We start from the raw sequence: 22881 nt of genomic DNA, 5'->3' as shown, positions 1-22881 counted from the left end.
CCAACGACGCGGGGTTTAAGGTGAAATGCCCAGCCAAGCCAACCGCGGTCAGCCGCGGTTGACCTGCGCGTACAGCGTGGAGCTCATGCCAAAGAGCTTGATGAAGCCTTCCGCTTCCTCCACGCCCCAGTCGGCCGACTGCGCATAGGTCGCGCCCTTGGCGTTGAGGATGTGCGGCGAGCGCACCGCCACCGCATCGACGCGTCCGCCGCGGGTCTCGAGTACCACCTCGCCGGTCACGTTGGCCTGCGACGAGGCCAGGAACGCTTCCATGTCGGTCTTGAGCGGGTCGTGGAAGAAGCCCTCGTACACCAGCTCGGTCCACTTGCGCGCGACCTCGGGCTTGAAGCGGTTCTGCTGCTTGGTGAGCACGGTATCCTCGAGCGCACGGTGCGCGGCGAGCAGCGAGATCAGACCCGGCGCCTCATAGACGATGCGACCCTTGAGCCCGATCACGGTGTCGCCGGTGTAGACGCCGCGGCCCACGCCGTAGGGCGCGAACAGGGCGTTGAGCTTGGCGAGGATCTGCGCGCCCGGCAGCGTTTCGCCATCGAGGGCGACCGCCGTGCCCTGCTCGAAACGCAGCGTGACCTGCAGCGGCGCTTCCGGCCATTGGGCGCGCGGTGCGCACCAACCCCGGGCGCCCTCGCCCGGCGCTTCCCAGCGGTCGATCTCGCCGCCGGACATGGTCACGCCCAGCAGGTTCTCGTTGATCGTGTAGGCCTGCTGCTTGGCGCGCACGCCGAAACCGCGCGCTTCCAGATACGCCTGCTCGTAGGCGCGGGTCTGGGTGTGTTCCTTCTGGATCTCGCGGATCGGCGCCACGATGCGGTAATCGCCCTGCGCCTTCACGGCCAGGTCGAAACGCACCTGATCGTTGCCCATGCCGGTGCAGCCGTGCGCGATCGCATTCGTGCCGAGTTCGGCGGCGCGCGCGAGCGCGGCGTCGACGATCAGGTAACGGTCCGACACCAGCAGCGGGTACTGGCCCTGATAGGCCTCGCCGGCCCAGACGAACGGCTTGACGAAGCCGTCCCAGATCGCCGGCCCTCCATCGATGGTGACATGGCTGGCGACGCCCAGCTCGGCCGCACGCTGCTCGATGAACGCACGCTCCTCGGCATCCACGCCGCCGGTGTCGGCGAACACGGTGTGCACGGTCCAGCCCTGCTCTTGCAGATAAGGCACACAGAAGCTGGTGTCGAGGCCGCCGGAGAAGGCAAGGACAATGTCGCGGGACGTGGTGGCGCTGGTCATGGGCTGTGGTCCGTGGAGATGCGAAAGAGGAAGTCGATATGGATGCAGTGCGCGTCAGCGCATCAGGGTCGCCATGACCGCCTTCTGTACATGCAGGCGGTTCTCGGCTTCGTCGATGGCGATGCACTGCGGCGAATCCATGACAGCGTCGGTCGCCTTGACGTTGCGCCGCAGCGGCAGGCAGTGCGAAAACACGCCGTTGTTGGTCAGCGCCATCTTCGCCTCGTCGACGATGAAGTGCTGGTACTGGTCGCGGATCGGCTTCTCCGGGCCCCAGTTGCCGAAGAACGGCAGCGCGCCCCAACTCTTGGCGTAGACCACATCGGCGCCGGCATAGGCACTGTCGATGTCGTGGCTGACCGCCAGCGAGCCGCCGCTCTCGGCGACGTTCTGCCTGGCCCAGTCCATATAGCGTTCGTCGAGCACGTAGTCCGGCGTCGGGCACAGCAGGGTCACGTCCATCCCCAAGCGCGTGGCGATGGTCAGCGCGGAATTGGCGACCGCGGTGTTGAGCGGCTTGGGGTGATAGGTCCAGGTCAGCACATACTTTTTGCCGCGCAGATCGGAGGTGCCGAAGTGCTCCTGCAAGGCCAGCGCGTGCGCCAGCTCCTGGCAGGGATGGGTGATGGTCTCCATGTTGATGACCGGCACCGGCGAGTACTTGGCGAACGACTTGAGCACGATGTCCTGGCGGTCGTACTGCCAGTCCACGAACTTCGGGAACGCGCGCACGCCGATCATGTCGACGTAGCGGCCCAGCACCCGCGCGACTTCGGCGATGTGCTCCTCGGTTTCGCCGTCCATCACCGTGCCCAGGTCGAACTCGATCGGCCAGGCATCCTTGCCGGGCTGCAACACAATGGCGTGGCCGCCGAGCTGGAACGCGCCGAGTTCGAAACTGGTGCGCGTGCGCATCGACGGATTGAAGAACACCAGCGCGATCGACTTGCCCTTGAGCGCGTCGCCGAGCTTCTCGCGCTTCAAGCGCGCGGCATCGGCCAGCACGGCGTCGAGGTCGGCGCGGCTCCAGTCCTGGGTGTTGAGGAAATGGCGGATGACGGTCATCGGCAATGGGCTCGTGGAAGGCGGGAAAGGAAATGGTCGGCGCGGAAACGAAAAAACCCGGCCTGGGCCGGGTTTGGTCGGATACCGCGCAAACGCGCAGGCAGGTTCCGTCTAGCCCGGGAGGATGTGGGCTTGCGGTCGACGCGCGCGCGAGGTCATGCCCGACGCCATGCGGGCGGAGGTCAGGATGTCGGCGTCGGCGCGGCATGCGGTCATGGGCGCGCATCCTCGCACGCGCCGCGCTGCGCTGCAACAGGCGCCCGCAGCGGACTCAACGCGGTTCGACGACAGGAGTCACCGAGACCCGCACCCGCAGCCGGTTGCCGGGGTCGTAGGGCAGCCGGGAGCGGTACTTGACCCCCTTGTGCACGTAGTCGACGTCATAGGCGATCGGCCGGCGGAACTCGCGCTCGACCGGCACCATGCGGCAGTCGCCGCCGGCCGAGCGGTCGACTTCTTCGACCTTCTCGTCGTCCGAACGCAGCACGTCCTTGACCGCTCCCACCACCCGCGCGAAGCCGCGGCGTTGCGACTCGGCCGTCACCGGCGTGGTCGCCTCACAGCGCTCGACCATGCTGGTGGCGCGCAGCGTCTGATACACCGGCTCGGCGCGCAGCACCTGGGCGTACTCGATCCGCGCGTTCTCGATCTGTTGCGGCGTCGGCGATGCGGCAGGCGAGGATTGTGCAAACGCCGCGACGGGCGCAGCGACGGCGAGCAGGGCCAGGACGGGCACTGGCATGGACGAGCGACGGATTCGACGGGCGAGTGTGGGCACCGAAGCAGTGTAGGCGCCCCCCGACGACCGGGGCTGAATCCTCGCTGTCGTGGCCCGGCCCGATCGGCCGACGTCCGGACGCCATCGCGCGGCCTGTCGCCCGCGGCGTCCCGCCGCTAGAATCGGGCGGTTATCCGGCGAGCGCGCAATGTCCCTGCACCTGTACAACAGCCTGAGCCGTCAGGTGGAGCCCTTCGCCCCACTCGACCCTGCCTGCCCGACGATGTACGTCTGCGGGCCCACCGTTTACAACTACGTGCACATCGGCAATGCCCGCGGCCCCGTCGTGTTCGGCGTGCTGGCCGACCTGCTGCGCCGCCGGTACGGGGCGCTGCGCTATGCGCGCAACATCACCGACGTCGACGACAAGATCAACGCCGCCGCAGCCGCCCAGGGCGTGCCGATCTCGGCGATCACCGACCGCTTCGTCGCTGCCTACCGCGAGGACATGGCCGCGCTCGGCGTCGCCCCGCCCGACATCGAGCCGGCCGCGACCGCGCACATCGACGGCATCATCGTGATGATCGAATCGCTGATCGCCGCCGGTCACGCCTACGCGGCCGAAGGTCACGTGCTGTTCGCGGTCGACACCTTCGACGGCTACGGCAAGCTCTCGCGCCGCGACCCCGACGACATGCTCGCCGGGGCCCGCATCGAGGTCGCGCCCTACAAGCGCGGCCCAGGCGACTTCGTGCTGTGGAAGCCCTCGACCGACGCCCTGCCCGGCTGGGACTCGCCCTGGGGCCGCGGCCGCCCGGGCTGGCACATCGAATGCTCGGCGATGGCCGCCGCGCACCTGGGCACCACGATCGACATCCACGCCGGCGGCGTCGACCTGCAGTTCCCGCACCACGAGAACGAGATCGCGCAGAGCGAATGCGCCCACGGCGGCGCGCCGTTCGCGCGTGTGTGGCTGCACAACGGCATGCTGACCTTCGCCGGCAGCAAGATGTCCAAGTCGCTGGGCAATATCGAGCGCGTGCACGATCTGGTTCGCGCCCACCCGCCCGAGGCGCTGCGCTACGCGCTGCTGTCGGCGCACTACCGTCAGCCGCTGGACTGGTCGGACGCCTTGATCGCGCAGTCGGTGCGCACGCTCGACCGGCTCTACGGCACCCTGCGCGACCTGCGGGACGTCGACGCCGCACCGGCGATCCCCGACAGCATCGAGCGGGCCCTGGACGAGGACCTCAACACGCCGGCCGCCTTGGCCGAACTGGCGCGCATCGCCGGCGAGGCCCGGCGCGCCGAGACGCTCGAGGCCCGTGCCACGCACAAGGCCGCGCTGCTCGGCGCAGGCCTGGCCTTGGGCCTGCTGCAGCAGGCGCCGGCCGACTGGTTCGGCCGCGGCGCCAGCGACGACGACGACGCCCGCATCCAGGCCCTGATCGACGAACGCATCGCCGCCAAGGCCGCTCGCGACTTCGCCCGCGCCGACGCCATCCGCGACCAACTGGCGGCCGAACGCATCGTGCTCGAAGACACGCCCCAGGGCGTGCGCTGGAAGCGCGGCTGACGTCCCCCACCTCTCCCGCACGCGGGGGAGGGCTTGGATCGCTCGCCTCGCCGCACGCGGGAAGCCTTGATCGCGCACTTCTCCGCACGCGGGGAAGGCTCTGTCGTTCACCGCCCTCGCCTGCGGGGGCGGTCGGCGCCGCAGGCGCCGGGTGGGGGTTGCTCCTGCGCGCGATGCGAGAACCCGCTACACTGACAGCCCCCACCCAACCCTCCCCCGCACGCGGGGGAGGGCTTGGATCGTTTGCCTCGCCCACACGCTGGGAGGGCTGGATCGTGCGCCGCCCCGGCCTAGGGAGGCGAACTTTGATCGCGCGCACGCGGGGTTCTTGAATGCCATCAACGTCTGGACACCAGAGGCGTCAGACCTTACGCAGCACCAACGAGCCGTTGGTGCCGCCGAAGCCGAACGAGTTCGACATCGCGTACTCGACCTGCACCTGCCGCGCGGTGTGCGGCACGTAGTCGAGGTCGCAGCCCTCGCCTGGGTGATCGAGGTTGATCGTCGGCGGAATGATGCCGGCGTGCAGTGCCATCGCCGAGAACACCGCTTCCACACCGCCGGCCGCGCCGAGCAGGTGGCCGGTCATCGACTTCGTCGAGCTGACCATCACCTTGCCGGCCTGGTCGCCGAGCACGCTCTTGATGCCCATCGTCTCGGCCAGATCGCCGGCCGGTGTCGAGGTGCCGTGCGCGTTGATGTAGCCGATCTGCGAAGCGTCGATGCCGGCATCGGCGATCGCCGCGCGCATGCAGCGGGCGCCACCCTCGCCATTCTCGCTGGGCGCGGTCATGTGGTACGCATCGCCGCTCATGCCGAAGCCGGCGACCTCGGCGTAGATGCGTGCGCCGCGCGCCTTGGCGCGCTCGTACTCTTCGAGCACCAGGATGCCGGCACCGTCGCCCATGACGAAGCCGTCGCGGTCGCGGTCCCACGGCCGCGAGGCCGCGGTCGGGTCGTCGTTGCGCGTGGACAGCGCCTTCATCGAGCAGAAGCCACCGACCGAGGTGGGCGTGGTCGCGAACTCGGCGCCGCCGGCGATCATCACATCGGCATCGCCGTATTGGATCATGCGCATCGCCAGGCCGATGTTGTGGGTGGCCGTCGTGCACGCGGTCACTGCGGCGATGTTCGGCCCCTTGGCACCGGTCATGATCGAGACCTGGCCGGAAATCATGTTGATGATCGTGCTGGGCACGTAGAACGGCGAGATCTTGCGCGGGCCGCCCTCGTGGTACTTGATCGCGGTCTCTTCGATGCCCTTCAGGCCACCGATGCCCGCGCCGATCGCCACACCGATGCGCTCGGCGTCCGCCTCGCGAATCTCCAGCCCGGCATCGGCGATCGCCATCAGGCCGCCAGCCACGCCGTAGTGCACGAACGGGTCCATCTTCTTGATGTCCTTGGCCCCGATCCACTGTCCGGCATCGAAGCCCTTGACCTCGCCGGCAATGCGCGTGGCGAAGTTGGAAGCGTCGAAATGCGTGATCGGGCCGATGCCCGAACGCCCGTTGACGATGCCGTCCCAACTCGAGGCCAGGTCGTTGCCCAGCGGCGAGAGGATGCCGATGCCCGTGATGACGACGCGGCGCTTGGCCATGGTGAACTCCTGACGTGGATGCGGCGCAGATCGCGGCCGCCGATACGCACGAGGCCGCAGTGCGGCCTCGTGACAGATTCGGATCGGGCAGCCGACCGGCGGACCGGTCGGCACCTGCGCGCGCCGCCGAGCGGCACGACGCAGGACGCGGGCATCAGCCCTTGGCGTGTGCCTTGATGTAGTCGATCGCCTGCTGCACCGAGGTGATCTTCTCGGCTTCTTCGTCCGGGATCTCGCACTCGAACTCTTCTTCCAGCGCCATCACCAGCTCGACGGTATCCAGCGAGTCGGCGCCCAGGTCGTCGACGAACGAGGCGTTGTTGCTGACCTCGTCTTCCTTGACGCCCAACTGTTCGATCACGATTTTCTTGACGCGCTCTTCGATGTTGCTCATAGGTCTTCTGCTCCGGGGAGGCGATTTGCGGTGGATAGTGTAAGGGAAAGCCGGGCAGTGGGCGCACCACCATCAAAGCCCTTGCCATTCAACGACTTGCCCTCGAAATCGGGAGAACGGTGACCGCCGTCTCAGGGCATGTACATGCCGCCGTTGACGTGCAGGGTTTCACCGGTGATATAGGCGGCGGCCGGGCCGGCCAGGAACGCCACCGCCTGTGCGATGTCGTTCGGCTCGCCCAGGCGGCCGAGTGCGATCTGCTCGGTCAGCGCGGCCTTGGAGGCTTCGGGCAGGTCGCGGGTCATGTCGGTGGCGATGAAACCGGGCGCGACCACGTTGACCGTGACCCCGCGTGAGCCGATCTCCTTGGCCAGCGACTTGCTGAAAGCGATGATCCCCGCCTTGGCGGCGGCGTAGTTGGCCTGGCCGGCATTGCCGGTCACGCCGATCACCGAGGCGATGTTGACGATGCGGCCGCGGCGCGCCTTCATCATGCCGCGCATCACGGCCTTGGAGCTGCGGTAGACGCTGGTCAGGTTGGTGTCGAGGATGGCCTGCCAGTCCTCGTCCTTCATCCGCATCAGCAGGTTGTCGCGGGTGATGCCGGCGTTGTTGACGAGGATCGAGATCGCGCCGAACTCGGCGGCGATCGACTCGACCAGCGCCTCGATCGCACCGGCCTGCACCACGTCCAGCACGCGGCCGTGGCCGCCGTGCGCGGCCAGGCGTTCGCCGATCTTCGCAGCGCCGGCCTCGCTGGTCGCGGTGCCGATCACGGTCGCGCCCTGCGCGGCCAGGGTGTCGGCAATGGCGGCGCCGATACCGCGGCTGGCGCCGGTGACGAGGGCGATCTCGCCCGAAAGCGGTGTGCTCATTGAATGCTCCGGAAAAAGGACGTCGGGGTGCGACGGATCGACAGCGGGGTCACGGATCGTTCGGGATCAACGGCGCGCGGTGCGATGGCCGTCCGCCCTGTCCGCGATCGCGCCGGCTGGCCGAGCCGCCACGCGGTGATCAGGCGGCCCAATCGGCCAGCGCGGCGTCGAAATCGGCCGGCAGGCCCAGCGCGCGCGCCTCGATCGACTTGTCGATGCGCTTGACCAGGCCCGCGAGCACCTTGCCCGGCCCGCACTCGGCGATGCGAGTGGTGCCGCGCGCGGCCAACGCCTCGACGCAGCGCGTCCACTGCACCGGCAGGTAAAGCTGGCGCACCAGCGCGTCGCGGATCGCGGCAACGTCCTCGTGCACGGCCGCATCGACGTTGTGGACCACCGGCAGCGCAGGCGCCTGCCAGGCGATCGCGCCCATCGCGTCGGCCAGCCGGTCGGCGGCCTCGCGCATCAGCGGGGTATGCGACGGCACGCTGACCGCCAGCTTCACCACCTTGCGCACGCCACGCTCGCCCAGCAGCGCGATCGCCCGGTCGACGGCCTCGGCATGCCCGCCGATCACGACCTGCCCCGGAGAATTGAAGTTGGCCGGCACCACCACCGCGGCGTCGACCGACGCCTCGCGGCACAGCGTCTCGACCAGCGCGTCCTCGGCGCCGATGACCGCGGCCATCGCACCGGTCCCGGCCGGCGCGGCGTCCTGCATCAGCTGCCCGCGCAGGCGCACCAGACGCGCGCCGTCGGCCAGCGACAGCGCACCGGCCGCGACCAGGGCGGTGTACTCGCCCAGGCTGTGTCCGGCAAGTACCTTGGGACGCGCACCGCCGCGCTGCTCCCATGCACGCCACACCGCGACACCGGCCGCCAGCAACGCCGGCTGGGTGAACTCGGTGCGCCCCAGCTCGGCCTCCGGTCCCTGCTGGGCCAGTGCCCACAGGTCCACGCTGGCGCCATCGGAGGCTTCCGCGAACGTGTCGCCCACGATCGGGTGCTGCGCGGCCAGTTCGCCGAGCATGCCCAGCGACTGCGAGCCCTGCCCGGGAAACACGAATGCGAGTTGCGATGCGGTCACACGATCTTCCAGCGGAAAAAACCGGGGCGATGATAAGGGGCCGGATACGACATTGTCTGTACTGCGGCGTATGCAGGGCGGCATCGCCTGCGCGTCGCCACGCCTTGGGCGGGGCAACACAGCGGTCGGCCCAGCGGGCTCAGAACAGCATCTGCAGCAGATCGATCTCGCCGTCGTCGATCCAGTCCCACAGCACGAACGCAATCACCAACAGCGGCAGCAGCGTCGCGGCATGCACCACCAGGATCGAGTGGGCGATGTGCCGCGCCGAGCGCCCCAGCCATTGCATGCGCCGCGCCAGCCCCTCCAGGCGCCCCACCTGCCCGGCATGGCGTGCGACCTCGCCGCACCCATCGCGCAGCGCCGGCGCGAGCAGATCGGCCAGTGCATCGGTGCGCCCGTCGTAGTACTTGGCGATGCCGAACGCGAACAGCAGCCAGTCGCGCGCCTGCGCCTGCGGCAGCGACATGACCTCGAGCGGATCTTCCTCGAAGTCGATGAAGCCCACGCGGCCGGCATCGTCGATCGTGATGTTGCGCGGGACCATCTGCCCGAAATAGGCGCCACGCGCATGCGCGTCGGCGATCGCCGCGATCACCTGCCGGGTCAGCGCATCGATCGTGGCTGCATCGCCATCGGCTGCGCGCAGGCGGGCGGCGAACGTGGTACCGATATCGCTGAGCAACAACGTCGACTCCCCCTCTCCGAGCACCCGCGGCACGCGGATGCCCAGCGCCTCGAGTTCGGCCAGGCGGCGCGCCTCGATGGCCTTGGCCTCCTCGCCGCCGGGATGCGGCGGCGGGCGCAGCGCATCGATTTCCAGCTTGCGGACGACGGCGTCGAGCAGACCCAGGGTCAGCTTGCGGCTGTCCCCTGCCTCGTAGGCCTTGAGCCAGGCCTCGCGCCCGGCGATGACGATCGATTGCACACCCATGGCGGCATCCTCCACGCGATCGCAAGCGGTCCGCGCGGGGCCGGACCGGTCACGCGCGCGCCGCGATCGACACTCAGTAGCGCAACAGCGCCGAACCCCATGTGAATCCGCCGCCGAAGGCTTCCAGCAGCAGCAGTTGGCCGCGCTCGACGCGACCCGAACGCACCGCCTCGTCCAGCGCCAGCGGCACCGAGCCCGACGAGGTGTTGCCATGCCGGTCCACGGTCACGACCACGCGGTCCATCGGCAGGTCCAGCCGCTTGGCGGTGGCCTCGATGATGCGCAGATTGGCCTGGTGCGGAATCAGCCAGTCGATATCGTGACGATCCAGGCCGTTGGCGTGCAGTGTCTCGTCGACCACCGAGTCGAGCGCCTTGACCGCGTACTTGAACACCTCACTGCCGGCCATGCGGATGCGCACACCGGCATTGGGCTCGTCGGGCTTGAAGCCGGCCGATACGCCGACCGGGTTCCACAGCAGTTCCTTCTTCGCGCCGTCGGCGTGCAGATGGGTGCTGAGGATGCCGGTCTCGCGATCAGCCTTGAGCACCACCGCACCGGCACCGTCGCCGAACAGCACGCAGGTCGTGCGCTCGGTCCAGTCGACCATGCGGGTGAGGGTCTCGGCGCCGACCACGAGCACGGTTTTCGCATCACCGGACTTGATGAACTTGTCGGCGACCGACATCGCAAACAGGAAGCCCGAGCAGGCCGCGTTGACGTCGAACGCGCCACACCCGCCCGCGCCCAGCCGCGCCTGCAGCAGGCAGGCGGTGGACGGGAAGATGATGTCGGGCGTGGTGGTGCCGACGATGATCAGGTCGAGTTCGCCGGCCGAAACCCCGGCCGCCTCCATTGCGCGCGTGGCGGCATGGAAGGCCAGATCGCTGGTGGTCTCGCCCTCGGCTGCGATATGACGCTCGCGAATGCCGGTGCGGGACGCGATCCATTCATCGCTGGTGTCGACGATCTTCGACAGGTCGTCGTTGGTCAGCACCTTCTCGGGCAGATAGCTGCCGGTGCCTGCGATGCGGGAATAGATGCGTTCGCTGCTCATCGTGCGGACTGCCCTCGCCTCATGAACGTCTTGGGAAGGACGGCGGCGACCGGCACGTTCGCGAAAACGACCGGCGCTATGCCGCAACGCGGCGCGTCGCCTGGAAAGAAGCGTGAAACACGCCGAAAGGTCCGCCGCGACGCGACGGACCCGGGAAAGACCTCAGTCTTCCTCGACGATCCGCGTCTTGGGCTGGATCACCTGCTTGCCGCGGTAGTAGCCATCGGCCGTGACGTGGTGGCGGATATGGGTCTCGCCGGTCGTCGGGTCGGTCGACAGCAGCTTGGCGCTCAGCTTGTCGTGCGCGCGGCGCTGGCCACGGCGGGACGGGGTCACTCGGGATTTCTGCACAGCCATGGGAATTGCTCCAGCAACAGGTTCAGTTGTTTCGTTCTTTCTTGAGATCCGCCAATGCCGCGAACGGATTGACGCGTGTTTCTTCTTCGGTCGACACCGGCCAGTCGCGCTCGACCGTCTCCGACCCCGGGGCCGCCGGAATCAGCGGTACCGCGAGAATCAGCTCGTCCTCGACCAGCGCGGCCGGCGACAGCATGCCGTCCTCGGGGACCAGCAACGCTTCGTACTCCGGCAGCAGCCCGGCCTCGTCCGCCTCGTCGCGGATCAGGCCCAGCCGCTGCACCGTCCCGACCGGCAGCACGAACCGCTGCAGGCTGCGCTGGCACATCAGCGGCAGCATCGCGTCGATCCGCAGCTCCGCGTACGGGATCTGCAGCGCGTCGCGACCGAACTCGATCGAGCAGACGACGTCGTCGGCCTCGGTGTCGGCCAGGACGTCGCGAAGACGCGACATCGACGACAACGGAACCTTGGCTTCCAGACGGCTTGAGGCCGCGACCAGACGCCAAGCATCGACCAACTCGGGCATTTGCGCGGACATAAGCCGCTGAATGTTAAAGACGTGCCGAGAGCCTGTCAAATACGCCATCGCCCCGGAATCGTCTTCGACCGCCCGGCGATGCTGCCGGCATCGTTCGACTCCGCCTGGAGATGCTGCCGACGCCGACCGATGGATTGGTATTGTAACCGCGGGGGCAAGCGTCGCGGCCGTGCTGCGACCGCTCATGCATCCGGACAACGCACGATGGACCGCACGCCGCCGGTCCGCTCCCTGATCCTCGCGACGCCACAGGACCCAATATGCCCGCCCCCCTGATCCTCGGCTCCACCTCGCCCTACCGCCGCGAGCTGCTCGCGCGCCTGCGCCTGCCCTTCGAATGCAGGCGCCCGGAGGTGTCCGAGACACCGGCGCCGGGCGAGGATGCGCAGACGCTGGCGATCCGCCTGGCGCTGGCCAAGGCGGTCGACGTAGCGACCCATGCACCCGACAGCTGGGTCATCGGCTCCGACCAGGTCGCCGTGCTCGACGGCGCGCCGCTGGGCAAGCCCGGCGACCGCAACGGCGCCATCGTCCAGCTGTCGGCGATGGCGGGCCGCACCGTGGTGTTCCACACCGCCGTGGCCCTGGTCCGCAACGGCGAGCCGGCACGTCAGGTCCTCGACCGCACGCAGGTGCGCTTTCGCGCCCTCGACCGGGCCACGATCGAGCGCTACGTCGACGCCGAACAGCCCTTCGACTGTGCCGGCAGTTTCAAATGCGAGGGCCTGGGCATCGCCCTGTTCGAGGCGATCACCAGCGACGACCCGACCGCGCTGATCGGCCTGCCGCTGATCGAGACCGCCCGCCTGCTGCGCGAGGCGGGCTACGCGGTGCCTTGAGAATCCTGCCTGGAGCCGCGCCCCACCCGGCGCGCCATGCGCGCCGACCGCCCCCGCGTCGCGGGGGCGGTGACCCTACCGCAAAGCGCCGCCCGCCCCACAAGACAGCGCCCTCCCTACTCGCCGAGTAACGCCCCCTCCCCCGCACGCGCGGGGGAGGGTTGGGGTGGGGGCGAACGTCCACGACGATGCCTCACCCTGCCCGCGTGCGGGGCATTGCGCCCTTGACGGGTGGAGGGCTGGGGCGGGGGCAGACGCCCGCAGATATCTCACCCGGCGCGTGCCGCGCCTGCGTCATCGGCCGGCGGCTCCCAGCCGAACACGCTGCGGCCGCCGTAGGCGTGCGAGGCGGCGCGCTCCTGGGCCAGGAACGCCGCCAGCGACGGGCCGCCCGCGGTCGCTTCCAGCGCGCGCGATTGCGCATCGAGCCGGCGGATCGCCGCCAGCCGGTCGTCGTTGCCGAGCTTGGCGCGCGCCACCGCGGTGCGCATTACGTCGATCGTGCGGTCCAGCACCTGTGTGGGCACCGGATACGGATGCCGGTCCTTGCCGCCGTGTGCGAGCGAGAACCGCGCCGGATCGCTGAATCGGCACGGCGTGCCGTGCACGACCTCGGCGACCAGTGCCAGCGCCCGCACCGTGCGGGCCCCGACCCCCGGCACCTGCAGCAGCTCGGTGAAATCGCGCGGCCCGCATTCGGCCGCCGCGGCCAGGGCGCCGTGCAGACGCCGCAGCACGACATCGCCACTGCGGACATCGTGGTGATCGGGCAGGCTCAGATGCGGCTGTAGCGGCGGCGCGCCAATATCGACCGGCGCAAACAGATCGCCGGTCGTGCCCGGCGCCATCGATACCGGTGCCGCGCGCGTGGCACGTGCGGGTACCGCGCCGGCCATCCGTTCCAGTTGCCCGAATTCCCGCACCAACTGCGCAGGCGCCATCTCCTGCAGCAGCGCGACCTGCGATGCGCGCGAGGCGGCCGCGCGCCGATCGGCGAGATTGACGATCCGCCCCTGCCCCGGCCCGTCGATCGCGGCGTGCGGCGCATCGACGAAGCTCTCCAGGCCCTCGGACAGCCAGTGGTAGCGACGCGCCTGCCCTCGCCCGCCGTGCATGCCCTGCTGGATCACGACCCACTGGCCGTCGTCGGCGACGATGAAGCCGTGCAGATAGAGATCGAAGCCATCCTGCACCGCCGCGCTGTCGACCTTGGCGACCAGCCGACTGGTGCGCGCCAGCGCCGCGCCATCGAGCCCGGTGCGCGCGCCGACCGCCAGCAGTTCATCGGGGGTCGCCCGGGAATGCCGCCCGCGCCCGCCGCAGACATGCAGGCCGAGTTCGCCCGACAACGGCGCCAGCCCGCGCTTGAGCGCGCCGACCACGCTGGTGGTGATGCCCGACGAATGCCAGTCCATCCCCATCACCGCGCCGAAGGCCTGGAACCAGAACGGATGCGCCAGCCGGCGCAGCAACTCGGCGCGCCCGTACTCGAGCACGATGGCCTCGCACAGCACCGCCCCCAGCCGGGTCATGCGCCGCCCCAGCCACGCGGGCACACGCCCGCCATGCAGGGGAAGGTCAGCGCTGCCGGTACGTCGGGACATGCGCACAGGCTGCCGCGGCGACGTCTCAAACCGTGAGATCGCCCGCCAGCGGCCCGTCGGCGCCCACGCCGTCGTCAGGTGCGCTCGGCCGGCGTCGCCTTCTGTTCCGCGATGAAGCGCCGCACCTCCGCCTCGAGCACCGGCAACGGCACCGAGCCCAGATTCAGGATCGTGTCGTGGAACGGCCGCTGGTCGAACGCGGGCCCGAGCGCGCGCTCGGCCTCGGCGCGCAGGTCGAGGATGGTCTTGTAGCCGATGTAGTACGACAGCGCCTGGCCCGGCCAGGAGATGTAGCGGTCGACCTCGGTCACGACATCGTGCTTGGCGAGCGCGGTGTGGCTGGCGAGGTAGTCGATCGCCTGCTCGCGGCTCCAGCCATCCTCGTGCAGGCCGGTGTCGATCACCAGCCGCGCCGCGCGCCACATCTCGAACGTCAGCCGGCCAAACTCCTCGTAGGGCGTCTCGTACAGGCCCATGCGCGTGCCCAGCCACTCGGTGTACAGGCCCCAGCCCTCGCCGTAGCCGGAGAAGTAGGTCTGCTGGCGGAAGTCCGGACGTGCCGGCGCTTCGAGCGCAAGTGCGGCCTGGAAGCTGTGGCCCGGCGCGCACTCGTGCAGCACCAGCGCCGGCAGGTTGTACAACGGCCGCGACGGCAGGTCGTAGGTGTTGAAGAAACACGACTCCAGCCCGCCGCGGCCGGAGGTGTAGATCGGCGCGATGTCATCGGCCACCGGCAGGATCGTGAAGCGGTAGCGCGGCAGCGTGCCGACCACGTACTGCAACTGGCCGTCGATCTTCTTGGCGATCAACGACGCCTCGGCCAATAGCCCGCGCGGCGTGGTCGCATAGAACTGCGGGTCGGTGCGCAGGAACTCGATGAACTGCGCCAGAGTCCCGGTGAAGCCGGCGCGTTGCTTGACCTGCTCCATTTCGGCGGTGATGCGCGCGACCTCGGCCAGGCCCAGGTCGTGGATCTGCCGCGGGTCCATGTCGCGGGTCACGTACTCGCGGATCTGCGCGCGATAGAACGCGCGGCCGTCGGGCAGGTCGCTGGCGGCGATCGTGGTGCGCGTGCGCGGCAGGTACTCGCCGCGGATGAAGCCCAGCAGCTTGCTGTACGCCGGGATCGCGCGTTCGAGCACCACACGCCGGCCTTCCTCGCGCAGCTGCGCGCGCACGGGCTCGGGGATGGTGGCGGGAATGCGCTCGAAGGTCGCCAGCAGCGGATTGCCCTCGCCCGTCTGCACGTAGGGGTCGAGCGTGTTGTCGCGACCTGTGAGCGTCGCCCGCGGCACGCTCCAGCCCCGCGCCAGGCCACGTTCCATGTTCGCGATCTGCTCGTCGAAGTACCGAGGCACGTCCGCCAGCCGGCCGATGAACCGGCGCCAGTCGGCCTCGGTCTGGAACGGCTGGCGCGGGTTGATCCCGCCCCAGAAGAAACTGTCGCTGTTGAACGGTGCTTCGTAGGTGCGCCACTGTGCGTTGGCGACATTGGCCTCGAGGGTGGCGCGGAACACCGCGGCATTGATGCGCTCCTCGCCGCCGAGCGCATCGGCGTCGATGGCATCGAGCGCGGCCAGCGTCTGCGTCCAGTAGTCGGCGCGGCGCGCCCAGGCCTCGGGGGTCACCGACGGCAGGCGATCGCCGGATTGCCAGCGCCCGTCGACCTTCTCGCGCACGAACTCGCGCTGCCGCCACGCCCACTCCTGCGTGTAGAGCGCGCGCAGGGCGGCTTCTGCGGCGTTCGCCGGTGCGGCCAGCGGCGCGGGAGGCGCGTCCTGCGCCAACGCAGGCACGACGGCTCCGATCGCGAGCGAGACCGACAGGGCGAGAACGGACAGCGTCGTGCGACGACGCGGTGGCATGGACATCGGGCAACTCCTGGACAACGGGTTCATGGGGCGGCGGCCGCGGCACGGTTCCAGCGCGGCGGCGCGGCGCCGAGCAGATGGCGGACGAAGAAATCGGCCTGGCGACGATGGGCGTAGTCGATCGGCCCATTGGACCGGCCGACGGCATGGCCGCCGCCGGGGATGGCGAGCAGTTCGAAATCCTTGCCGGCGCGGATCAGCGCATCGGCGACCTGCATCGTCGAGGCCGGGTCGACGTTGTCGTCCTGCTCGCCGAGGATCAGCAGCAGCTCGCCCTGCAGGCGGTGCGCATTGTCCACGCCCGACGCGCGCGCGTAGTGGTCGCCTTCGCCCTCGGGCAGGCCCATCCACTGCTCGTTCCAGCTGATCTTGTCCATGCGGTTGTCGTAGCAGCCGTTCCAGGCCACACCGACCTTGTAGAACGCCGGATGGAACAGCAGCGCACCGAGCGTGCTCTGGCCGCCGGCCGAGGCGCCGTAGATGCCCACGCGCGAGATGTCGTAGGCCGGATCGACCGCGGCCAGCGCACGGTGCCAGGCAATGCGATCGGGGAAGCCCGAGTCGCCCAGGTTGCGCCACGCCACGTCGTGGAAGGCCTTGCCCCGATGCGCCGTGCCCATGCCGTCGATCTGCACGACGATGAAGCCCAGGTCCGCCAGCGCCTGCATGCCGATCGGCTTGTCGCCGCCGCTGTGGTAGCCGAACGGCCAGAACGTCTTGGGCACGAACGCATCGTGCGGGCCGGCGTAGATGTTCTCGATCACCGGGTAGCGCCGCGCCGGATCGTAATCGCGCGGGCGCACCACCAATCCCCAAATGTCGGTGACGCCGTCGCGCCCCTGGGCGACGAACGGCTCGGGTGGCCGCCAGCCAGCCGCACGCAGCGCCGAAACGTCGCCGCGCGCGATCTCCGCGACCAGACGGCCGTCGGCACGGCGCAGTTCCATCACCGGCGGCAGATCGACGCGCGAGTACACGTCGACGTAGTACGCGCCATCGGGCGAGAGTGCGATGTCGTGGTCGGCATCCACCTCGGTCAAGCGCACCGGATCGCCGCCGTCGAGGCCGACGCGAAACAGCTGCCGGAAATACGGATCGCGCCCCGCATCCATCCCGCTGGCGGTGAACCAGACCTGCCGCGTGGTCTCGTCGACCCGCAGTACCTCGCGCACGACCCAGTCGCCGCGGGTGAGCTGGCGGCGGATCGCGCCACTGCGGCCGTCGAACAGGTACAGGTGACGCCAGCCGTCGCGTTCCGACACCCAGACGATCTCATCACCGAGCCCGCCGACCTCGTGGCGGAACCCGCGCCAGGTATCCACGAAGGTCGCACTGGGTTCGGCGATCGCGACCCGGGCAATCGCCGCGCCATCGCCGGCCGGCACGTCGACCGCGATCACGTCCACACGCTGGTGGCCGCGATGCACGACCTCGAAGGCGAAGCTGCCGCTGTCGCGACGCCACTGGATCGGCGAGAGCCGGTAGGGATCGGCGAACATCGACGCCTCGATCTCCAGTTGCCGGCCCTGCGCGAGATCGAACAGCACCGGCCGCTCGATGTCGACCCGGTCGCCGGGCTTGGGATAGAGCTGGGTGTGCACCCGCGGCTGGCGCTGGTCGCGCGGCGCGGTCTCCACCCGCACGACCTCGCGGCGATCGCCCGGCACGACGCGATAGCCTGCCAGCCAGCGCGAATCGGGCGACCAGGCCAGCGTCTGCGGATCGTCGAACGCCGCTGCACTCCCGCCGCTGCCGCGCAGCACCACCTGGCCATCGGCGACCCGGTGCACGACGACGTTGTCGCCTTCGACCTGGGCCTCGTAGCGCCCGTCGGGCGATGGCCGCGGCGTCGTGTCGGCGGCCACCGTGAGGTCGCGCACCACGCCGAATGCGCGCGGACGGCCCGGGCGCGCCGGCTTCGGCGCGCAATGCGCGGGATGCAGCGTGCAGCCCCAGCGCACGTCGCCGACCTGGAACGTGATCGCGCGACCGCCCGCCTCGTAGTCGAACGCATCGAACGGCAGGTGCAGCGGATCGTGGCGCGTGCCGTCGGCGCGGCCCAATGCGGCCGCGATCGCGCCATGGTCGAACGCGCGGCGCGACCCGCCACCGGCCAGGTCGTAACGCAGGAATGCGAACCCGCCCTCGACCGTCGCGCGATAGTGAAAGCGCCCGTCGTCGGTCCAGCGCGCCGGCCAGGTCACGTTGCGCGCCAACCCACTCCACTGCGCGCGCAGCGCCAGCGAGCGCGCGTAGTCATCGGCGCTGGGGCCTGCCGCCAGCGCGGCGGCAGGAAGCGCCAGCAGTGCCATCGCCCACGCCACCAGCCGCCTCATGCCCCGCCCGTCCGCTCGTGCCATCGTCCCCGTCGCCACTGCGGCCCGATCGGCCGACCGAGTCGTATGCCACAGGCACCGGGATCACGGCAACCGCCGTAGGGCACGCAGCCACCGCGGCCACCGCGCGCGACGGACTCAGGCCATCGCCTCGCGCAGGAACGGCGCGGTCCGGCTGCTGCGGTGCTTGGCGACGGCCGCCGGCGTTCCGGCCACGACCACATGGCCGCCGGCCGCGCCCGCGCCCGGCCCCATATCGACGACCCAGTCGCTGGCCGCGGCCACGCGCATGTCGTGCTCGACGACGATCACGGTATTGCCCGCGTCCACCAGCCCGTGCAACTGCGTCATCAAGGTGTCGACATCGCTCGGATGCAGACCGGTCGTCGGCTCGTCGAGCACGTAGACCGTGCCGCGCCGCTGCGCCCGCTGCAGTTCGCTGGCCAGCTTGATGCGCTGGGCTTCGCCGCCCGACAGTTCGGTCGCCGGCTGTCCCAGTCGCAGGTACCCCAGGCCGACCTCGAGCAGCACCTGCAACGGTCGCGCGATCGCGGTGTCGTCCTCGAAGAACGCCGCCGCCTCGGCGACGGTCATGCCGAGCACGTCGGCGATGGTCTTGCCCCGCAACGTGATCGTCAGCGTCTTCGCGTCGAAACGGCTGCCGTGGCAGGTCGGGCACGGCGCATAGACGCTGGGCATGAACAGCAGTTCCACGCTGACGAAGCCTTCGCCCTCGCAGGTCGCGCAGCGCCCCTTGGCGACGTTGAACGAGAAATGCCCGGCATCGAACCGGCGACGGCGCGCGGCCGGCGTATCGGCGAAGCGCTTGCGCACGTGGTCGAACAGGCCGGTATAGGTCGCCAGGTTCGAGCGCGGCGTGCGCCCGATCGGCTTCTGGTCCACGCGCACCAGCCGGCGCACGGCGTCGAGCCCGCCGACGATCCGCCCCTCGACCGGCGTCTCGACGCCGCGCTCGAGCGGGTCGAGCGGCGCCTCGTCGGCCTCCCCGGCCTGGCCCAGGTGCGCGCCCAGCAACTCCACCAGCGCCTGGCTCACCAATGACGACTTGCCCGACCCGCTGACGCCGGTGACGGTCGCGAACACGCCCAGCGGCAGGTCGACATCGAGCCCACACACGTTGTTGCGCACGATGCCGCGCAGTTGCAACCAGCCGGCCGGCGCGCGCAGGCGGCTGGCCTCGGGCGCGTGCCCCGCGAACAGATAGCGCCGCGTCGCCGAGGCCTCGACCTGCGCCAAGCCCGCCGGCGGCCCGCTATAGAGCACCCGGCCGCCCTGCTCGCCCGCGGCTGGCCCGACATCGACGATCCAGTCCGCATGCCGGATCACATCGATCTCGTGCTCGACCACGAACAGCGAATTGCCGGCGCGCTTGAGCTGGTCGAGGGCGCGCAGCAGCGCCTGCGCATCGGCCGGATGCAGGCCGGCCGAGGGCTCGTCCATCACGTAGACCACGCCGAACAGTTGCGAGCGGATCTGGGTACCCAGGCGCAGCCGCTGCAGCTCGCCCGGCGACAGCGTCGGCGTGCTGCGCGCCAGGGTCAGGTACCCCAGCCCCAGGTCCTGCAGCACCGCGATGCGCGCCAGCAGGTCCTGCGCGATCCGCTGCGCGGCCAAGGCCTGCTCGGGGTGCGCGCGGGCATGCGTCTTGCCCGCCGCGGCCGGGGCCAGCAGGCCGGCGAGTTCGTCGAGCGGGCGCTGCGAGAACGCGGCGATGTCGAGCCCGGCGAACGTCACCGACAGCGCCTCGCGCCGCAGGCGCTTGCCGTCGCAATCCGGGCAGTCGGCGCCGATCAGGTACTGCGCCGCGCGCTTTTTCTGCTGCGGGCTCTGGGTATGGGCGAAGGTGTGCAGCACGTGGCGCCGCGCACTGGTGAAGGTGCCCATGTAGCTGGGCTCCATTTTCTTTTTCAGCGCACGGCGCACCTCGTCGAGGCTGAAGCCGGCGTAGACCGGCACCACCGGTTGCTCGTCGGTGAACAGGATCCAGTCGCGGGTCTTCTTGGGCAGCTTCGCCCACGGCACGTCGACGTCGATACCGAGCGTGGTCAGGATGTCGCGCTGGTTCTGGCCGTGCCAGGCGCCCGGCCAAGCCGCGACCGCGCGCTCGCGGATCGTCAGGCTGCGATCGGGGACCATCGACGCCTCGGTCGCGTCGTAGATGCGGCCCAGCCCGTGACAGGTCGGGCAGGCGCCGGCCGGGGTGTTGGGCGAGAACCCGTCGGCGTAGATGATCGCCTGCCCCGGCGGGTAGTCGCCGGCGCGCGAATACAGCATGCGCAGCGAATTGGAGATCGTCGTCAGGCTGCCCACCGACGAGCGCGCCGTCGGCGTGCCGCGCGCCTGCTGCAGCGCCACTGCCGGTGGCAGGCCCTCGATCGCATCGACCTGCGGCACGCCCGCCTGGTCGATCAACCGACGCGCGTAAGGCGAGATCGAATCGAGATAGCGGCGCTGCGCCTCGGCAAACAGCGTGCCGAAGGCCAGCGAGGACTTGCCCGAGCCCGACACACCGGTGAACACCACCAGCGCATCGCGCGGGATGTCGACATCGACGTCCTTGAGGTTGTGTTCGCGCGCGCCACGCACACGCACGCATTGCGCAGGACCGGAAGGCGTCGACGACGGCGGATTGGGCATGGGGCGGCCTGAAAAGCGGAAGCGGCCGGCATTATCGACCCGCCACCGTATCGGCCGCGTCGGCCGGCGCGCCGCCCCGGCCCGGCGTAACGACATCGTCATTACACCTGTGCGATGATTCCATCAGCCCACGCTAGGCCCGTCGTCATGCCCACCACCAGCCGCCCCCCCATCAAGCGCGAGACCCTGAATCTTCGGATCCGGGTAGAGGACCGGTCGCTGATCGATCGCGCCGCCAAGACCCTCGGCAAAAACCGCACCGACTTCGTGCTGGCAGCCGCCCGCGCCGCTGCCGAGGAAGCACTGCTCGACCAGGCGACCTTCCATGTCGACAGCAAGGCCTACGCTGCCTTCCTCGCGCGGCTGGACCAGCCGCCCGAGCCGAACGTCCAGTTGCGTACGACCATGCAGACCCCGGCCCCCTGGGACACCGCCACGCAGACGCGATGACGATCTCTGCTCCTGAACCGTTGACCGCCCTGCACGATGTCGACGCGTTCGACTCGGGCGAAGACGGGCTGGACCGGTGGTTGCGACGGCGCGCGCTCGCCAACCAGACCAGCGGCGCGTCGCGAACCTTCGTCGCATGCGCCGATGGACGCGTCATGGCGTACTACGCACTGGCCTCGAGCGCAGTCGCCGTCGCCTCGGCGCCGGGCCGCTTCCGACGCAACATGCCCGAGCCGATCCCGGTCGTCGTCCTCGGCCGCCTGGCCGTGGATCGATCGCTGCAGGGGCGCGGCATCGGACGCGCGCTCGTCCGCGATGCCGCGCTGCGCGTCCTGCAGGCGGCCGACACCATCGGCATCCGCGGCCTACTGGTGCACGCGCTGTCGCAAGACGCCGCCCGCTTCTACCGGCAGGTGGGATTCGAGCCTTCGCCGCTCGATCCGATGCTGCTGATGGCGACCCTGACCGACCTGCGCGCGAGTCTTTGACCTCGCGGCGCGTGCCGGCCTGTCAGGCCTGCTGCGGGGCGCCGACGCGCGGCGCCGGCGCGCGGCGCGGCCGGCTCGGGAACGCATGCCGCACGATCCGCCAGGTCACCTGGCCGAACTGCCGCAGCAGCGAACCGGTGTTGTAGGGCTGGCCGTAACGCGCGCAGATCTCGCGCACCTCGACCGCCATCGCGCCGTAGCGATGCGCCGGCACGTCGGGATAGAAGTGATGCTCGATCTGGTGGCTCAGATTGCCGGTCAGCAGATGCATCAGCCGGCCGCCGCCGATGTTCGACGAACCGCGCAGCTGACGCAGGTACCAATGGCCGCGGGTCTCCTGGCGCAGGCAGTCCTTCGGGAACACCTCCGCATCGGCGGTGAAGTGCCCGCAGAAGATCACCACGAACGTCCAGATGTTACGCAGGCCGTTGGCGACCAGGTTGCCCAGCAGCACTGGCAGGAAGAACGGGCCGGCCAGTGCCGGGAACACCACGTAGTCCTTGAGCAGCTGTCGGCCCATCTTGCGCCCGACCGGCGCGAAATCGCGCGCGAGCTTGCCCTTGGGCATCTTGCCGGCGAACCAGCGGCCGACCTTCAGTTCCTGGATCGCCACGCCCCACTGGAAATACAGCGCGAACACCGGCGCGATCAGCGGCTGCAACAGGTAGAACGGCTTCCAGCGCTGCTCGGGGAAGATCCGCAGCAGGCCGTAGCCGATGTCATCGTCCATGCCGCGCACATTCGTATACGTGTGGTGGCGGTAGTTGTGCGAATGCCGCCAGTTGTCGCCGGTCGCGACGATGTCCCACTCGTAGCGCCGGCCCTCGAGTTGCGGATCGCCCATGAAGTCGTACTGGCCGTGCATCACGTTGTGCCCGACCTCCATGTTCTCCAGGATCTTGGCCAGCGCCAGCAACAGCACGCCCGTCGGCCAGGCCGCCCACAGCACCCAGGGCACGAACGCGCCGACGACCGCGCCGAGCATCAACAGCGCGCGACCGGCCAGGCCCGTCCAGCGCACCGCCGCGACGACCCGACGGATATAGTCAGCATCGACCTTGCCCACCTGCGCCATCGTGCGCGTGTGCAGCGCATCGAGTTCGGCGCCGAAGGCTTCGAGTTCCTGCGCGCCCAGGCGGCGGGCGGTGGTCTTGGACATCAGGGAGCTCCGCAA

General features: G+C 69.8%; 20 protein-coding genes. 4 read left to right on the top strand and 16 right to left on the bottom strand.

Features of this window, described 5'->3' with window-relative positions:
* Positions 1-48 precede the first annotated feature (48 nt).
* The 3 genes from ABE487_RS06525 to ABE487_RS06515 all read right to left on the bottom strand — a co-directional run bounded on the left by ABE487_RS06525 (position 49) and on the right by ABE487_RS06515 (position 3064).
* On the bottom strand, positions 49-1257 hold the full coding sequence (locus ABE487_RS06525; protein WP_346451710.1) for an argininosuccinate synthase: 1209 nt from the start codon (positions 1255-1257) through the stop codon (positions 49-51).
* A gap of 54 nt (positions 1258-1311) precedes the next feature.
* A complete protein-coding gene (locus tag ABE487_RS06520; RefSeq protein WP_346451708.1) occupies positions 1312-2322 on the bottom strand; it encodes an N-acetylornithine carbamoyltransferase in 1011 nt (336 codons plus the stop codon).
* Between the two features lie 271 nt (positions 2323-2593).
* Positions 2594-3064 carry a hypothetical protein gene (locus ABE487_RS06515; protein ID WP_346442105.1) on the bottom strand — a complete coding sequence of 157 codons (471 nt, stop codon included), beginning with the start codon at positions 3062-3064 and terminating at the stop codon, positions 2594-2596.
* A 184-nt stretch (positions 3065-3248) separates the two neighbouring features.
* On the opposite strand from ABE487_RS06515, the gene cysS reads away from it, so the two are divergent.
* Positions 3249-4616: a cysteine--tRNA ligase gene (gene cysS / locus ABE487_RS06510; RefSeq protein ID WP_346442106.1), complete on the top strand. Its 1368-nt coding sequence runs from the start codon at positions 3249-3251 to the stop codon at positions 4614-4616.
* 361 nt (positions 4617-4977) lie between these two features.
* Here cysS and fabF read toward each other — a convergent pair whose 3' ends face one another.
* The 8 genes from fabF to ABE487_RS06470 form a co-directional block, all read right to left on the bottom strand.
* Positions 4978-6216 (bottom strand): beta-ketoacyl-ACP synthase II, encoded by a 1239-nt coding sequence (gene fabF / locus ABE487_RS06505; protein WP_346442107.1) that lies wholly within the window; start codon positions 6214-6216, stop codon positions 4978-4980.
* 154 nt (positions 6217-6370) lie between these two features.
* Positions 6371-6610 (bottom strand): acyl carrier protein, encoded by a 240-nt coding sequence (acpP, locus tag ABE487_RS06500; RefSeq protein WP_047137282.1) that lies wholly within the window; start codon positions 6608-6610, stop codon positions 6371-6373.
* Between the two features lie 131 nt (positions 6611-6741).
* Complete coding sequence (gene fabG, locus ABE487_RS06495; protein WP_346442108.1) at positions 6742-7485, bottom strand: 3-oxoacyl-ACP reductase FabG; 744 nt, start codon at positions 7483-7485, stop codon at positions 6742-6744.
* Between the two features lie 139 nt (positions 7486-7624).
* Positions 7625-8572 (bottom strand): ACP S-malonyltransferase, encoded by a 948-nt coding sequence (fabD, locus tag ABE487_RS06490; protein ID WP_346447451.1) that lies wholly within the window; start codon positions 8570-8572, stop codon positions 7625-7627.
* Between the two features lie 139 nt (positions 8573-8711).
* A complete protein-coding gene (locus ABE487_RS06485) occupies positions 8712-9506 on the bottom strand; it encodes a serine/threonine protein phosphatase (protein ID WP_346451706.1) in 795 nt (264 codons plus the stop codon).
* 73 nt (positions 9507-9579) lie between these two features.
* On the bottom strand, positions 9580-10563 hold the full coding sequence (locus tag ABE487_RS06480) for a beta-ketoacyl-ACP synthase III (RefSeq protein ID WP_346442111.1): 984 nt from the start codon (positions 10561-10563) through the stop codon (positions 9580-9582).
* Positions 10564-10725: 162 nt separating this feature from the next.
* Positions 10726-10920: a 50S ribosomal protein L32 gene (gene rpmF, locus ABE487_RS06475; protein ID WP_183425630.1), complete on the bottom strand. Its 195-nt coding sequence runs from the start codon at positions 10918-10920 to the stop codon at positions 10726-10728.
* A gap of 22 nt (positions 10921-10942) precedes the next feature.
* Entirely contained in the window at positions 10943-11461 is a 519-nt protein-coding gene (locus ABE487_RS06470) for a YceD family protein (RefSeq protein WP_346442112.1), read from the bottom strand.
* Between the two features lie 260 nt (positions 11462-11721).
* Between ABE487_RS06470 and ABE487_RS06465 the strand changes: the two genes are divergently transcribed.
* Positions 11722-12300, top strand: coding sequence for a nucleoside triphosphate pyrophosphatase (locus tag ABE487_RS06465; RefSeq protein WP_346451704.1), 579 nt, complete (start codon positions 11722-11724; stop codon positions 12298-12300).
* 269 nt (positions 12301-12569) lie between these two features.
* Here ABE487_RS06465 and ABE487_RS06460 read toward each other — a convergent pair whose 3' ends face one another.
* The 4 genes from ABE487_RS06460 to ABE487_RS06445 all read right to left on the bottom strand — a co-directional run bounded on the left by ABE487_RS06460 (position 12570) and on the right by ABE487_RS06445 (position 20769).
* A complete protein-coding gene (locus ABE487_RS06460) occupies positions 12570-13904 on the bottom strand; it encodes a DUF763 domain-containing protein (RefSeq protein WP_346451703.1) in 1335 nt (444 codons plus the stop codon).
* A gap of 74 nt (positions 13905-13978) precedes the next feature.
* On the bottom strand, positions 13979-15775 hold the full coding sequence (locus tag ABE487_RS06455; protein ID WP_346451702.1) for a DUF885 family protein: 1797 nt from the start codon (positions 15773-15775) through the stop codon (positions 13979-13981).
* Positions 15776-15798: 23 nt separating this feature from the next.
* Positions 15799-18111, bottom strand: coding sequence for a DPP IV N-terminal domain-containing protein (locus tag ABE487_RS06450; RefSeq protein WP_346451701.1), 2313 nt, complete (start codon positions 18109-18111; stop codon positions 15799-15801).
* 138 nt (positions 18112-18249) lie between these two features.
* Entirely contained in the window at positions 18250-20769 is a 2520-nt protein-coding gene (locus ABE487_RS06445; protein ID WP_346451700.1) for an excinuclease ABC subunit UvrA, read from the bottom strand.
* Between the two features lie 147 nt (positions 20770-20916).
* On the opposite strand from ABE487_RS06445, the gene ABE487_RS06440 reads away from it, so the two are divergent.
* Together ABE487_RS06440 and ABE487_RS06435 are read left to right on the top strand one after the other, a co-directional pair.
* Positions 20917-21219 (top strand): DUF1778 domain-containing protein, encoded by a 303-nt coding sequence (locus tag ABE487_RS06440; RefSeq protein ID WP_346451699.1) that lies wholly within the window; start codon positions 20917-20919, stop codon positions 21217-21219.
* Complete coding sequence (locus ABE487_RS06435) at positions 21216-21707, top strand: GNAT family N-acetyltransferase (RefSeq protein ID WP_346442121.1); 492 nt, start codon at positions 21216-21218, stop codon at positions 21705-21707. The genes ABE487_RS06440 and ABE487_RS06435 overlap by 4 nt, the downstream gene beginning before the upstream one ends.
* A 22-nt stretch (positions 21708-21729) precedes the next feature.
* Here the strand turns inward: ABE487_RS06435 and ABE487_RS06430 are convergent, their stop codons facing one another.
* Entirely contained in the window at positions 21730-22866 is a 1137-nt protein-coding gene (locus ABE487_RS06430) for an acyl-CoA desaturase (protein ID WP_346451698.1), read from the bottom strand.
* Between the last annotated feature and the right edge of the window lie 15 nt (positions 22867-22881).

It is taken from the genome of Luteimonas sp. TWI596, from assembly GCF_039674105.1.
Classification (GTDB): Bacteria; Pseudomonadota; Gammaproteobacteria; order Xanthomonadales; family Xanthomonadaceae; genus Luteimonas.
The sequence above is the reverse complement of the archived record's forward strand: the minus strand, read 5'-3'. Positions and strand labels throughout refer to the sequence as shown.